The sequence below is a fragment of the Paraburkholderia tropica genome, from assembly GCF_900109265.1.
Taxonomy (GTDB): Bacteria; Pseudomonadota; Gammaproteobacteria; order Burkholderiales; family Burkholderiaceae; genus Paraburkholderia; species Paraburkholderia tropica.
On the sequence record NZ_FNZM01000016.1, the window covers coordinates 1 to 13,229 of the forward strand.

Here is a 13,229-nt window from a genome sequence, read left to right on the forward strand (position 1 = left end):
GATTTCCGGACGGAACCCAACATGATCATCGATTGCCACGGTCACTTCACGACCGTTCCCGCTTCGTTCCGCGACTGGCGCGCGAAGCAGATCGCCGCCGCCAACGACCCGGCCAACGCGCCGCCGCTTTCGGGCGCGCACGTGAGCGACGACGAAATCCGCGAAGGCGTCGGCAACGGCCAGTTGCGCCTGCAAAAAGAGCGCGGCGGCGACCTCACGCTGTTCTCGCCGATCGCCGGCCTGATGAGCCATCACCTCGGCAACGAGCGCACCAGCCTCGAATGGGCCGAAGTGTCGAACAACCTCGTGCGCCGCGTCTGCGATATCTATCCGGACAACTTCGTGCCGGTCTGCCAGCTGCCGCAATCGCCGCTCGCGCCGCCGAAGAACTCCGTCGCCGAACTGCGCCGCTGCGTCGAGGAAATGGGTTTTGTCGGCTGCAATCTGAATCCGGATCCGAGCGGCGGTTACTGGACCGGCAAGCCGATGACGGACCGCGAATGGTATCCGCTTTACGAAGCGCTCTGCGATCTCGACGTGCCCGCCATGATTCACGTGGCCGCGTCGTGCAACGCCTGCCATCACGGCACCGGCGCGCATTATCTGAACGCCGATACCTCGGTCTTCATGCAACTGCTGCAAGGCAACGTATTCAAGGATTTCCCGACGCTGCGTCTCGTGATTCCGCACGGCGGCGGCGCGGTGCCGTATCACTGGGGTCGTTATCGCGGCATGTCGCTGGAAATGATGGATCGCCCGCTCGAAGGTCTGCTGAACAACATCTTCTTCGACACCTGCGTGTATCACCATCCGGGCGTTGAATTGCTCACCAAGGTCGTGCCGACGAGCAACGTGCTGTTCGGTTCGGAAATGATCGGCGCCGTGCGCGGCCGCGATCCGGATACCGGCGAGTATTTCGACGACACCAAGCGCTACGTCGACGCCTGCGACGCGCTGAGCGATGCCGACCGTCACGCGATTTTCGAAGGCAACGCGCGCCGTGTGTATCCGCGCCTCGATGCGCTTCTCAAGTCCCGCGGCCTGTAATCGCGCCCGCTGTTCGACGTCTAGCACGCACATCACGCACACCATGAACTACATCGATATTCATCCGCACATCATCTCCGACGATGAAAAGCGTTATCCGCCCGCGCCGCTGTTTGGCAAGCGCTCGGACTGGTCGCAGGAGCGTCCCAACACGGTCGAAGCGCTGATTCAGGCGATGGACGAAGCCGGCGTGGCGAAAGCCGCCGTCGTCCACTCGTCGACGACTTATGGCTTCGACAACAGCTATGTGGTCGACGGCTGCAACCAGTACAAGGACCGGCTCGTGGCCGTGGGTTCCGTCGACATGCTGGCCGACGACGTGCCCGCCGTCATCAAGGGTTGGGCCGATAAAGGCCTCGCCGGTCTGCGCATTTTCACGGGCGGCTCGACCAAGGATTTCGATCCGAGCGAACTCGATAATCCCAAGTCGTTCAAGGCGTGGGAAATGCTCGCGGAACTGAATCTGCCGATGTGCATCCAGACGGGCCCGATTGGCTTGCCCCAGGTGCGCATGCTGGCCGAAAAGTTTCCGACCGCGAAGATCATTCTCGACCATCTGGGCCGCCCCGACGTGCTCGACGGCGCACCGTACGCGAAAGCGGCGAGCCTCTTCGCCATCGCCGATCTGCCCAATATCTACATGAAGCTCACGCCGCGTATTTTCGGCGACGTGAAGAAGGAAAAGGCCAGCGCGGAGACGTTCTTCCCGCGCGTGGTCGAAGCGTTCGGCGCGCAGCGCATGGCGTGGGGTTCGAATTTCCCGACCTCGCCGGGCAAGCTCTCGGAGATTCTGGCGGATGCACAAGCCGGTCTCGCCTGCCTGAGCGACGACGATCGCGCCTGGATTTTCGGCAAGACGGCGCAAACGCTGTATCCGTCGCTCGCCTGAGCGCGGATTGCTCTGCACCCGGTACGCCGGACCAGTACAAAAGATCAGTATGCCAAACTAATTAGCAGGTGCGTGCGCCGTGACAGAAAGCGGCGCACGCGCAGCGAGACAGAGAGATTCCCATGTCCACGATTCGCCTGAACAGCATCATTCGCGCGCTCGAGTCGGGCAAGGCCGCGCACGCCGCCTTTTCCAAGCTCGACAAGCAGACCGCCATCGAGATGAGCGACGCGCCCTATGACGGCCTCGTCTTCGAAATGGAGCACAACCCGTACGACGTGAGCGCGCTGGGCGATGCATTCCAGTACCTGCTCAACCGCAAGCAGATTGCCGAGTCGGGCTCGGTGGCCACCAAGGTCACGCCGATCGCGCGCATTCCGGCGAATGGCGTCGAAATGAACCAGAGCTTCGCCAAGCAGGTGCTCGATCGCGGCGCCTATGGCGTGATCTGGCCGCACGTCGCGACCGTCGAGCAAGCTTATAACGCGGTGGCGTCGTGCCGCTATGCGCGTCCGAAGCATGCGCCGCTGTACGAGCCGAAGGGCGTGCGCGGCGACGGTCCGGCCAACGCGGCGCGCTACTGGGGTCTGTCGATGCAGGAATACTACGAGAAGGCCGACGTCTGGCCGCTCGCGCCGCACGGTGAAATTCTCGTCGGTCTGATGTGCGAAAGCACGCAGGCGATCGAGAATCTCGACGACATCCTCGCCAACGTGCCGGGCATCGGTTTCATTCTGATCGGCGAGGGCGATCTGTCCCAGGAGCTGGGCCTGCCGCGTCAGTATGAGCATCCTGAAGTGCTCGACGCGATGCGCCAGATCGTCGAGACCTGCAAGAAGCGCAACGTGATCGTTGGCCATCCGCACGTGACGGCGAAGAACCATCGCCGCCTCGCTGAAGAAGGTTATCGTTTCCTGATGTCCGCGCCGCAACGCACGTATGGCGTGGTCGGTCTCGCACGCGAGATGGCGGGCTACTGATGAACGGCGCCGAAAGTCTCGTCGCGACCCTGGTCGAGCAGGACGTCGACATCTGCTTCGCGAATCCCGGCACCTCGGAGATGCACTTTCTCGCGGCGCTGGGCGGCAACCCCGGCATGCGCAGCGTGCTGTGCCTGTTTGAAGGCGTCGCCACGGGCGCCGCCGACGGCTGGTATCGCATGAAGGACAAGCCGGCGTCGACGCTGCTGCATCTCGGACCGGGCCTCGCGAACGGTCTCGCGAACATTCACAACGCGAAGCGCGCGTCGTCGGGCATGGTCAACGTGGTGGGCGAGCATTCGGCGTCGCATCTGAAATACGATCCGCCGCTGACCTCCGATATCGAAGGTCTCGCGCGCCCGTTGAGCCATTGGGTTCGGCGCGCGGAGTCGGCGGACAGCATCGCGTGGGATACGGCTCAGGCGGTGGCGAAGGCCAGCGAGCATCCGGGCCAGATCGCCACGCTGATTTTGCCCGGCGATACGTCGTGGCAGCGCACCGAAGCCGAACGCGTGTTGCCGACGCCCGTCGTGAGCCGCCGCAAGACGCCGAACGCTGCGCGCGTCGAACACGTGGCGCGCGTGCTGCGCTCGGGCGAGCCGACGCTCATCATCCTCGCGAACAAGGCCACGCGCGGCGTGGCGCTCGAACGCGCGGGCCAGGTGGCCGCCGCGACCGGCGCGCTGCTCGGCTCGCAGTTCTTCACCGCGCGCATCGAACGCGGCGCGGGCCGTGTGCCCATCGCGCGCATTCCGTATGCGGTGCCGCTCGCACAGGCGTTCCTGAAAGACTTCAAGCACATCGTGACGGTGGAGACGAGCGAGCCGGTGGCGTTCTTTGCTTACCCGGACAAGCCGAGTCTCTTGAAAGCCGAAGGCACGCTGGTGCATCCGCTCGTCGAAGAAGACGAGGACAGCGAACTCGCTTTCGACATGCTGTTGCAGGCACTGGGCGCAACAGATACGGCGCCGCGTCTGCAGGCGCGTATCGAAACGCCGGTGCCGACCGGCGCGCTCAATCCGGTCAGCATTGCGCACGCGATGGCGGCAGCGCTGCCCGAGCATTGCATCGTCGTCGACGAGTCGCTCACGACGGGCCGCGAATCGATGAACCTGACGATGGGCGCGCGTCCGCACGACCTCATCAACAACATGGGCGGCTCGATCGGCTACTCGACACCGGTCGCCACGGGCGCGGCGCTCGCGTGCCCGGACCGGCGCGTGTTCTGCATGGTCGGCGACGGCAGCGCGATGTACACGATCCAGTCGCTGTGGACGCAGGCGCGCGAAGGGCTGAACGTCACGACCATCATCTTCGCCAATAACAGCTACGCGATCCTCAAGGCCGAGTACGCGAACATGGGCGCGGGCACGCCGGGCGAGCGCGCGCTGTCGATGATCGACATCGACAATCCGCGCATCGACTGGCTGGCGATGGCAAAGAGCATGGGCGTGCCGGGCGTCGCCGTGGAAACGGCGGAAGACTTCTACAAAGCGATGACCGATTCGACGCGCGAGCCGGGTCCGCGCCTCATCGAAGTCCGGCTGTAAATCGAATCCGGATATCAAGCGATACCAACACCAGGAGAGACATTCATGACAACGACGTTCACGGGCGTGCCGACGCTGCGCACCAATCTGTCCGAATACGCGGTGACGAAAGCGATGCGCGACGGACGCGTGCGCTCCGATCTCGTGACGCTGGATTTTTGCGGCCCCACGCCCGCGCACAACGGCTTCAAGGCGATGGTGCGTGAAAGCAAGTTCGACGCGGGCGAACTCGCCATCGTGACCTTCCTGCAGGCGAAGTCGTACGGCAAGCCGTACGTGCTGCTGCCCGCGCCGATCTCGGGCCGTTTCCAGCATCATTGCGCGGGCTATAACCTCGATTTCGGCCACCTCGATCCGAAAGATATCGAAGGCAAGAAGGTAGGCGTGCGCACCTACACGCAAACCACGGCGCTGTGGATTCGCGGTATTCTGCGTCACGAATATGGCGTCGATCTCGACAAGGTCACGTGGATGACGCTGGGCGACGGCCATCTCGCCGAGTACAGCGATCCGTCGAATTGCGAGCGCCTGCCTGCGGGTTCGTCGATTCCGGAAATGATGCTCAAGGGCGAACTGGCGGCCGCGCTGCTCGGCGAAGACATGCCGAAGGACGAGCGCGTGCGTACGCTGGTGCCGGACGCGCACGCGGCGGCGAAGGACTGGTTCGCACGCACGGGCGTGGTGCCGATCAATCACATGTTCGCGGTGCACACGGATCTGACGAAGGCGCGCCCCGATATCGTGCGCGAGATCTATCGCATGATTGCGGAAAGCCGTTCGCTCGCCGAAGGCGTACCGGCGATCTTCCCGCCGATCGGGCTGGAGGAAAACCGCAAGGGCCTGCAGCTCGCCATCGACTGGGCGCTCGATCAGAAGATCATTCCGCGCCGCCTCTCCGTCGACGAACTGTTCGACGACGTGACGGGCAGCCTGGGCTGAACGCACGCCGCCATGGCGTGACATGGCAAGCCAATAAAAAGCCGGAGACAGAAGGTGGAGATCACACAACGACAGCCATCGCGCGACGCGAACCGCTGGGGCATTCTGGTGCTGCTTGCAATCGGGCTGATGATCTCCTTCGTCGACCGCACGAGCATGTCCGCCGCGCTCGCCGACCGCCACTTCGTGCACGAGTTCGCGCTCACGCACATCGAGCGCGGTTGGCTCGGCTCGGCGATGTTCTGGTCCTATGGGCTCATGCAGATGCCGATGGGCTGGATTGTCGACCGCTATGGCGTGAAGTGGCCGTACAGCGTGTGCTTTCTGCTCTGGTGTCTCGCGGCGGCGGCGACCGGCGTCGTGGGTACGCTCTCGGCGCTGATTCTGGTGCGTTTGCTGATTGGCGTGGCCGAAGCGGTGGTGGTGCCCGCCACTTACCGCTATCTCGCCGATAATTTCGACGAAGCGCACAAAGGCACGGCGCTCGGCATTTATTCGATTGGCGGCAAGATGGGTCCGGCGCTCGGCGCGCCGATCGCAGCGTGGTTGATCGCCGCGAGTTCGTGGAAGACGATGTTCGTCGTGACCGGACTCGCGGGTTTGCTGTGGCTGGTGCCGTGGCAATGGCTGCTCAAAAGCGATTTCCCTTCGCGTGCGGAACTCGCGGCCGCGCGCCAGCGTGCGGCTTCCGTGCCGTTGCGCAATCTGCTGGCGAGCCCGGTGGTGTGGGGCGGGCTCATCACCAACTTCTGCTACAGCTATTTCGTGTTTTATTGCATGACGTGGATGCCCGCTTATCTCGTCGAGCAGCGCGGGCTTTCACTTCGGCAATCGGGCGTTTATACGTTTTTCAGCTTCGCGGGCATTGCCTTCGTGGCCGCGTTGGCGGGCTGGGCCGCAGACCGTTTGATCGCGCGCGGTCACGACGCCGTGGTCGTGCGCAAGTCGTTTATCGTCACGGGATTTATCAGCGGGACAACGGTGTTGATGGGCGCGTATGCACACACGGCGCAAGAAGCGTTGTTCTGGAATATCGCGTCGCTGTCGCTGTTGGGTCTCGTCACCGCGAATAATCTCGCGCTGGTGAAACTCACGCTCATTCCGAAACAGGCCGTGGGTTTGAATACCGGATTGCAACAGGTGGCGACCAGTCTCGCGGGCGGCGTGTCGGCGAGTCTTTCCGGCTGGCTGCTGCACGTGGGGCGCAGCTATACGTTGCCGATGTCGGCGATCTTCGTGTTTCTGCTGCTCGGCGCGACCAGCACCGTGGTGTTGCTGCGCAGAAAGTGGGCGCCGAAAGTCAACGAGGGCGAACCTGTCGCCGCTGAACGCGATGCGCATTCGTATCGCGCGGGGTCGTAATTGCTGTAATCGCCGCAATTGCGCGGCGTGATTTGAATTTCATCCCAGCCAACATTTCCAACATTCGCATCGTTATTTTCACCACGCAAGGCTGGATGCCGTCATGAGTCGATTAAAAGAACCCGCCGTGGCGGCGCTCGAAACGCGCCCCGGTTTGGCGCCCTTGTTGCGCCACGCGCCGCTCACGCGTTTTCTGAGCGCGCGCGTCGGCTCCATTGCGGCACAGCAGATGCTCATGCTGGCGATCAGCTGGCATATGTACGAGCTGACGTCGAGCGCCTGGTATCTCGGTCTGGTTGGCCTGTTCCAGTTTATTCCCGGGCTCGCCACGACGCTGCCCGCGGGACATTGTGCGGACCGTCTGCATCGCGGCCGGATCGTCGCCGTGTGTCTCGGCGTTCAGGCCGCCATCGCGGCGCTGCTCGCGGCCGCCACCATGACGAACGCGGTTTCGCGGGAGCTGCTGCTGGGCCTTTCGCTGGTGCTCGGCGCGATTCGTCCGTTTCAGATGTCGGGTCAACAGGCGCTGCTGCCGATGCTGGTGCCGCAAAGTCTGCTGGCGCGCTCGATGGCGCTCAGCACGTCCGTTCAGCAGGTGTGCGTGATCGCGGGCCCGGCGCTCGGCGGCTTGCTGTTTGCGACCGGCATCAACGCGCTGTATCTCACGTGCACCGTGTTGTTCTGCGTGAGTGCTGTGTTGTATGCGCTGATTCGCTACGACCACGTGCCGCCGCCGCGCGAACCGGTGACGGCGGAAACGGTGCTGGCCGGTTTGCGCTTTGTCTGGAGCAACCCGCTGTTGCTCGGCGGGATTTCGCTCGATCTGTTCGGCGTGTTGTTTGGCGGCGCGACGGCACTATTGCCTGTTTACGCGAAAGAGATTCTGCACGTCGGTCCCGAAGGGCTGGGGCTGCTGCGTTCGGCGCCCGCCGTCGGCGCGCTGTGCGTGGGATTGTGGTTGTCGCGACACGCGATCCGCAGCGGCGTGGGCAAGAAGCTGCTGATCGCGGTGGCCGTGTATGGCGCGGCGATTGTCGCGTTCGGCGTTTCGCGATCGTTTTTGCTCTCGCTGATGCTATTGGCGATTTCGGGCGGCGCGGACACGATCAGCGTGATCGTGCGCCAGACGCTGGTGCAGATCGAAACGCCGGACCGCATGCGTGGTCGCGTCTCGGCGGTGAATACGCTGTTTATCGGCGCAAGCAATCAACTCGGCGAATTCGAATCGGGCGTGACGGCCGCCGCGATGGGCGCAGTGGGCGCGGTCGTGCTGGGCGGTTTCGCAACGATACTCGTGAGCGCTGCGTGGAGTCAGTTGTTCAAACCGCTGGCACGGCGCGAAACGCTGCATTGATCAGATTCAGGCTTAACGTTCCGGTTAAGGCTGCAGCGTTTAACTTCAATAGACAGCGCGCGCGCGTGGACCGAAGATAAGCGCACCGTTTGCGTTTCCCGATCGGGAATCGCCGGATCGGGGCGTGGGTGTTGGCGCACGAAAGCATGGGCAGTAGAGCTTCATAAAGACGCCAACACGTTCGCGAAGCAGGGAGACGCTTATGAGCGGAGAGCGAAAGTCACTTCGCGCGCTCGTCAACGACTGGCTCGGTCATAGCGGACATTTTCGCGTGACGCGGCCTGGCCGCACGAAAAGGATGCCGTGGCGCGCGGTCAAAGTGGAAGTGGCCCGCGCGGCGGGCACGTTGGAGATTGTCTTCTTTCGTCATGACGACGGCTCGTGGTGCGTGTATCCGCCGCCGCCGTTGTTCGTGCGCCCCGCAGTGAACTGGCTTTGCCATCAGCCATGAACAGGACGTTTCAGGAAACCAATATGACTCTCAGTGGCGACATGCTGATCGGTTTCGCGTCGGTGCGCGGCACCGAAGGCGAGCAGCGCGCATTCAATCCCGCGAGCAATACGGAAATCGCGGAGCCGGTATTCGGCATGGGCGGCGGCGCCGAAGTGGATCGCGCGGCTTCGCTCGCATCCGAAGCCTTCGATGTGTATCGCAACGTATCGCTCGAAAAGCGCGCGGCGTTTCTCGAAGCCATCGCCGAGAATATTCTCGAACTCGGCGATGCATTGATCGAACGCGCGCACGCGGAAACCGGCTTGCCGATTGCGCGTCTGCAAGGCGAGCGCGGGCGCACGGTCGGGCAATTGCGTCTCTTTGCGAAAGTCGTGCGCGACGGTCATTTTCTCGGCGCGACGATCGACCGTGCGCAACCGGAGCGTCAGCCCTTGCCGCGTTCGGATCTGCGTCTCGCGAAAGTCCCCTTGGGACCGGTGGCGGTATTCGGCGCGAGCAATTTCCCGCTCGCCTTTTCGGTTGCCGGCGGCGATACGGCTTCGGCGCTGGCCGCCGGTGCGCCCGTTATCGTGAAGGCACATAGCGCGCATCTGGGCACGTCGGAGCTTGTCGGTCGCGCGATTCAGCAGGCCGTGAAAACGCAGGGCTTGCCCGAGGGCACGTTCTCGCTGCTGTTCGGCGCGGGCCGCAAGCTGGGCGAAGCGCTCGTCTCGCATCCGGTGATCAAGGCCGTGGGCTTCACGGGTTCGCGCCAGAGTGGTCTCGCGCTGGTGCGTCTCGCCAATGCGCGCCCCGAGCCGATTCCCGTCTATGCGGAAATGAGCAGCATTAATCCGGTGTTTCTGTTTCCGGCCGCACTGGCGAGTCGCGCTGAAATCATCGGCAAGGCTTTCGCCGATTCGCTGACGCTCGGCGCCGGTCAATTCTGCACGAATCCGGGGCTTGTGCTCGCTGTCGATGGGCCGGACCTCGAACGCTTCATCGCATCGGCGAGCGAAGCGTTGGCCAGCAAACCCGCGCAAACGATGCTGACGCCCGGCATCTTCGATGCGTATTGCTCGGGCACGCAAAGCGCGGGCGCGGTTCAGGGCGTGCAGAAGGTCGCCGAAGGCGAAGCGGCAGGCGAGCGCGCCAACGCCGCGCAGGCTGCGCTTTACGTGACGGATGCGGCGCGCCTGCTCGACTCGCCGGAACTGGAATCGGAAATGTTCGGTCCCGCTTCGGTGGTCGTGCGCGCGAGAGATTTTAACGAGTTGCTGGAAATCGCCGAGCATGTGGAAGGTCAATTGACCGTCACCTTGCAGATCGACGCCGCTGATTACCCCGCTGCGAAGCGTCTGCTGCCGGTGCTCGAACGCAAGGCGGGCCGCATTCTCGCGAATGGCTTCCCGACCGGTGTCGAGGTCTGTCACGCGATGGTGCACGGCGGTCCGCATCCTTCCACGTCGAACGCGATGTACACCTCGGTGGGCGCGACCGCCATCGATCGCTTCCTGCGTCCGGTTTGTTATCAGGATCTGCCGGAACTGTTGTTGCCGGAGGCGTTGCATGACGCCAATCCGCTGGGCGTGTGGCGTATTGTCGATGGGGAACCGGGCGCTTCGCTTTAAGCGCTGGTGCGAGCAGTTCAGTAAAACGAGGCGAAATTCCTGCGGGATTTTGCCTTGTTCGCATGCGTTGAAATGTCGAGTGTGTCGGTAAACTAAAATAATAATTTAGGTGTTTACCCTGATGTTCTGGTTTGCTAGACTGTGTTTGTTCGGAATGCTGATTAAACGGCAATACTCATAACACACGTAAGGCGGACCAAAATGAACATGCTCAATCGAGTCGTTGTCGCTGCATTGATTCTCGCTGCGCCGGTCGCGTCGTTCGCGCAGCAAAGCCAGCAACCGCTCACGCGCGCAGAAGTCCGCGCCAGTCTCATTCAGGCGGAGAAGGGCGGTTATGGTCCGCTCGACTGGACCGATTATCCGAACGGTGAAATGCAGGCGGCGCAAACGCCTGCGGTCGATACATCGGGTTACGGTACGGTGGCGCGTGGCTCGTCGCAATCGGGCGACGCAAGCCAATAAAATCGCGGCAAGCGTACCGGCTGCGTGATGCAGGCCGATACGCTTCACAGGTTTAGAACTTGTGCGTCAGCCCGATAATGATGCCTCTGGCCGTTGCACCCGGCGTCACCTCGATCCCTGAGTATTCGGTGCCGTTGAGCGTATAGGCTGCCTGATTCCGGTTATCGATCAAACCGGCAGCCATATAGATGAGCGAGGACTTCGAGAGGAAGTACTCGTACGACAGGCCAACTTGCTGCGCGTTGTTGCCGTTGCCGGTGCGGTCGTGCAAATAGCCGTACATCACGGCGATCTCGTTGGCTGGGCTGAAGAGATACGAAGCCGAGACGGAATAAGTCGCTTCATTCTGGCTGTGATCCGACTGCGTTTCCGTGTGGTAGACGAAGTAGAAACGCGCCGCGTCCACCTTGAGTGAAGTCGCCGCCGTAAAGACTTTCTGAACCGACGTGCCGGCCGCATTGTCCTGCTGGTCATAGCCGGCCGCAATATGCCACGGCCCGTGGATGTACTTCACTACGGCGTTATACGACTGCAGGCCATTCGAGGGCTTGGTGGTGGAGTCGCGCATCGACACGAGAATCTGCGCGGTTAATCCGTGCCAGTTTGGCGTGAAGTAAGAGATGGCGTTGCTGGCGCGCACGGACACATCGTCGAAATCGTTGAGCGGCGAGGCAATCGATTTCGCTGCCAGCGGATCGAGTTCGCCGTCGAGATAGAGATATTGCGGCTTCTTCTGGCGTCCAAATCTGAATTCGCCAAAGTCGCCCGACAAGCCGACCCACGCGAGACGATTAAAGGCATCGGCCGAATTCTGCGCCTCGCCATTGACGGCCGAGAAACCCTGCTCCAGCTGGAAATTGACGTGCATGCCGCCGCCAATATCTTCGTGGCCGTAGAGTCCGTAGACCGTGGCGAATAAACCGCCTGACGAAGCGCGAATCACATGATTCGCGCCACCGTTCTGATACTCGATGCCGTTATCGACTATGCCGTAGAGTGTGATGGAAGATTGCGCCTGAGCGGTTTGAACGGCGCACGACGAGATAAGCGCGGACGCTGCGAGAAGGGTCCTTTTCATTTGTCTCCAGATTTTCTGTTAATCGATCCGGGGAACGCGGTATGTAGGTTTTGGAATCGCGTTACCGAATGTTTTGACTGCTATCTGGATAGTAAAAAAATAAAAAGGACGCGTCCTTGTAGTAAATGCGCTTTCTCTGGCATTTTTCGATGCGATTGATGCATCGAGGAAAGGTGCAGAAAGTCAGCGTGCCGCGCTATTTCACAAAAGTAATGCTGGTAGGCGCGGGAATCGGGATCGATTGCTCGCTATCGGCCAGCGTGCCGGTTGTGCGATCGATGTGAAACAGGCTCACGTTGCCACTACGCTGATTCGCCACAAACAGCCATTTGCCCGATGGGTCGATGGCGAATCCCCACGGTTTGTCGCCGCCCGACGGCACGCGTTGCAGTTCGCTCAGCTGGCCGCTGGTGTTATCCACGCGATACACAACGAGGGCATTCTCGCCGCGGTCTTCGACATAAATAAAACGTCCGTCGCGGCTCATGGCCATTTCCGCGCCGCTCTTCACGCCATTGAATCCTGCCTGACTGATGGGCAGCGTTTGCACCGGCGTGAGTTGCGCGGTGGCGGCGTCCCAGCGCAATACCAGCAACTCCGCGCTGAGTTCGGTGAGCACGTAGGCGTACTGTCCGGTCGCCCCGAACACGACGCGGCGCGGTCCGCTTCCCGGCGGCAAGGCGAAGGCGCGCGGCGTGGCGGCGTCGAGTTGTGTCAGCGTGTGCGTGGCTCGATCGAAGCCGTAGATGAAGACGCGGTCGGCGCCCAGATCGGGCACGAGCGCATAGTGCCCCGAAGGATCGATGGTCACGCCATGCGCGTGCGCATCGGTCTGGCGTGGGCTCGGGCCGGAACCTTTCTCCGCAATCGTCGATTCGAGCGTGCCCACGCTGCCGTCGCGATTCACCGCGAGGCTCGATACGGAGCCGCTGTTGTAGTTCGCGCCGAGCAGCGTGGACGACGGCGCGTCGAATTGCAGGAAGGTGGTGCCACGACCGCCGGTGAGTACGTCGTTGATGCGCGTGAGCGATCCGTTGTCCTGGTTCACTGCGTACGCCGTCACGCTGCCTTCCTTGTCGCGGTCGTCGTTCACCGCGTAGAGCACGGGCAATTGCGGATGAGACGCCACCCACGTCGACTTCAATCCTTGTGCGACGGTGCCGACGTCGTTGATGTTGCCGGTGGACGTGTTGAAGTGCAGAGCGTTGATCTGCTGATGCAGCGTGCCCACGTAGACGAATTCCGTATCGGACTCCGCCGCCGCGCTGGCTACGGCGCAGACAGAGAGTGCAGCGAATGCGGTTGCGACGAGTGCGGCCACGGCTGTGCGCCGCATCCGTGTGGCGGGCGTGACGAGTTGCGCCATATTCGGTTGACCTGGTTGAAAAGGGGAGAATTGTTGAAGCGTATTCGCTGAGCAAGGACGGGTCCCTGCACAAAATCCGGATTCGCCAGCACTTTTCAATCGAACCAGGGAAGATACCGGGACGAGCATCGAAAC

The 13,229-nt window shown here is 62.3% G+C and carries 11 protein-coding genes; 9 read left to right on the forward strand and 2 right to left on the reverse strand.

The features are described 5' to 3' along the window. Positions 1–21 precede the first annotated feature (21 nt). The 9 genes from BMY06_RS25500 (at position 22) to BMY06_RS25545 (ending at position 10,650) form a co-directional block, all read left to right on the forward strand. Complete coding sequence (locus BMY06_RS25500) at positions 22–1,047, forward strand: amidohydrolase family protein (protein ID WP_074986271.1); 1,026 nt, start codon at positions 22–24, stop codon at positions 1,045–1,047. A 43-nt stretch (positions 1,048–1,090) separates the two neighbouring features. After that, positions 1,091–1,936 carry an amidohydrolase family protein gene (locus tag BMY06_RS25505; protein WP_065060445.1) on the forward strand — a complete coding sequence of 282 codons (846 nt, stop codon included), beginning with the start codon at positions 1,091–1,093 and terminating at the stop codon, positions 1,934–1,936. A 122-nt stretch (positions 1,937–2,058) separates the two neighbouring features. Next, on the forward strand, positions 2,059–2,916 hold the full coding sequence (locus BMY06_RS25510; protein ID WP_065060446.1) for an HpcH/HpaI aldolase family protein: 858 nt from the start codon (positions 2,059–2,061) through the stop codon (positions 2,914–2,916). Further along, on the forward strand, positions 2,916–4,466 hold the full coding sequence (locus BMY06_RS25515) for an acetolactate synthase large subunit (RefSeq protein WP_065060447.1): 1,551 nt from the start codon (positions 2,916–2,918) through the stop codon (positions 4,464–4,466). Before BMY06_RS25510 ends, BMY06_RS25515 begins: the two co-directional genes overlap by 1 nt. Positions 4,467–4,511: 45 nt before the next feature. Continuing rightward, a complete protein-coding gene (locus tag BMY06_RS25520; RefSeq protein WP_065060448.1) occupies positions 4,512–5,405 on the forward strand; it encodes a type 2 periplasmic-binding domain-containing protein in 894 nt (297 codons plus the stop codon). 54 nt (positions 5,406–5,459) lie between these two features. Beyond that, positions 5,460–6,767: an MFS transporter gene (locus BMY06_RS25525; RefSeq protein WP_074986044.1), complete on the forward strand. Its 1,308-nt coding sequence runs from the start codon at positions 5,460–5,462 to the stop codon at positions 6,765–6,767. Positions 6,768–6,870: 103 nt separating this feature from the next. Next, the gene (locus BMY06_RS25530; protein ID WP_080180373.1) at positions 6,871–8,121 is read left to right on the forward strand and encodes an MFS transporter; all 1,251 of its coding nucleotides are present in this window, start codon (positions 6,871–6,873) and stop codon (positions 8,119–8,121) included. 474 nt (positions 8,122–8,595) lie between these two features. Further along, on the forward strand, positions 8,596–10,185 hold the full coding sequence (locus BMY06_RS25540; RefSeq protein ID WP_074986050.1) for an aldehyde dehydrogenase (NADP(+)): 1,590 nt from the start codon (positions 8,596–8,598) through the stop codon (positions 10,183–10,185). A gap of 201 nt (positions 10,186–10,386) precedes the next feature. After that, the gene (locus BMY06_RS25545; RefSeq protein WP_074986052.1) at positions 10,387–10,650 is read left to right on the forward strand and encodes a DUF4148 domain-containing protein; all 264 of its coding nucleotides are present in this window, start codon (positions 10,387–10,389) and stop codon (positions 10,648–10,650) included. Positions 10,651–10,702: 52 nt separating this feature from the next. On the opposite strand, the gene BMY06_RS25550 is transcribed toward BMY06_RS25545, so the two are convergent. Both BMY06_RS25550 and BMY06_RS25555 read right to left on the reverse strand, forming a co-directional pair. Continuing rightward, entirely contained in the window at positions 10,703–11,728 is a 1,026-nt protein-coding gene (locus tag BMY06_RS25550; RefSeq protein ID WP_074986053.1) for a porin, read from the reverse strand. A 196-nt stretch (positions 11,729–11,924) separates the two neighbouring features. Continuing rightward, entirely contained in the window at positions 11,925–13,049 is a 1,125-nt protein-coding gene (locus BMY06_RS25555) for a lactonase family protein (RefSeq protein ID WP_237181542.1), read from the reverse strand. Positions 13,050–13,229 lie beyond the last annotated feature (180 nt).

What these genes read in the sequence shown, in the direction of transcription:
- BMY06_RS25515 (WP_065060447.1), top strand. Translation starts at nt 2,916, where the DNA reads ATGAACGGCGCCGAAAGTCTCGTCGCGACCCTGGTCGAGCAGGACGTC.
- BMY06_RS25505 (WP_065060445.1), top strand. Translation starts at nt 1,091, where the DNA reads ATGAACTACATCGATATTCATCCGCACATCATCTCCGACGATGAAAAG.
- BMY06_RS25530 (WP_080180373.1), top strand. Translation starts at nt 6,871, where the DNA reads ATGAGTCGATTAAAAGAACCCGCCGTGGCGGCGCTCGAAACGCGCCCC.
- BMY06_RS25510 (WP_065060446.1), top strand. Translation starts at nt 2,059, where the DNA reads ATGTCCACGATTCGCCTGAACAGCATCATTCGCGCGCTCGAGTCGGGC.
- BMY06_RS25540 (WP_074986050.1), top strand. Translation starts at nt 8,596, where the DNA reads ATGACTCTCAGTGGCGACATGCTGATCGGTTTCGCGTCGGTGCGCGGC.
- BMY06_RS25545 (WP_074986052.1), top strand. Translation starts at nt 10,387, where the DNA reads ATGAACATGCTCAATCGAGTCGTTGTCGCTGCATTGATTCTCGCTGCG.
- BMY06_RS25500 (WP_074986271.1), top strand. Translation starts at nt 22, where the DNA reads ATGATCATCGATTGCCACGGTCACTTCACGACCGTTCCCGCTTCGTTC.
- BMY06_RS25520 (WP_065060448.1), top strand. Translation starts at nt 4,512, where the DNA reads ATGACAACGACGTTCACGGGCGTGCCGACGCTGCGCACCAATCTGTCC.
- BMY06_RS25550 (WP_074986053.1), bottom strand. Translation starts at nt 11,728, where the DNA reads ATGAAAAGGACCCTTCTCGCAGCGTCCGCGCTTATCTCGTCGTGCGCC.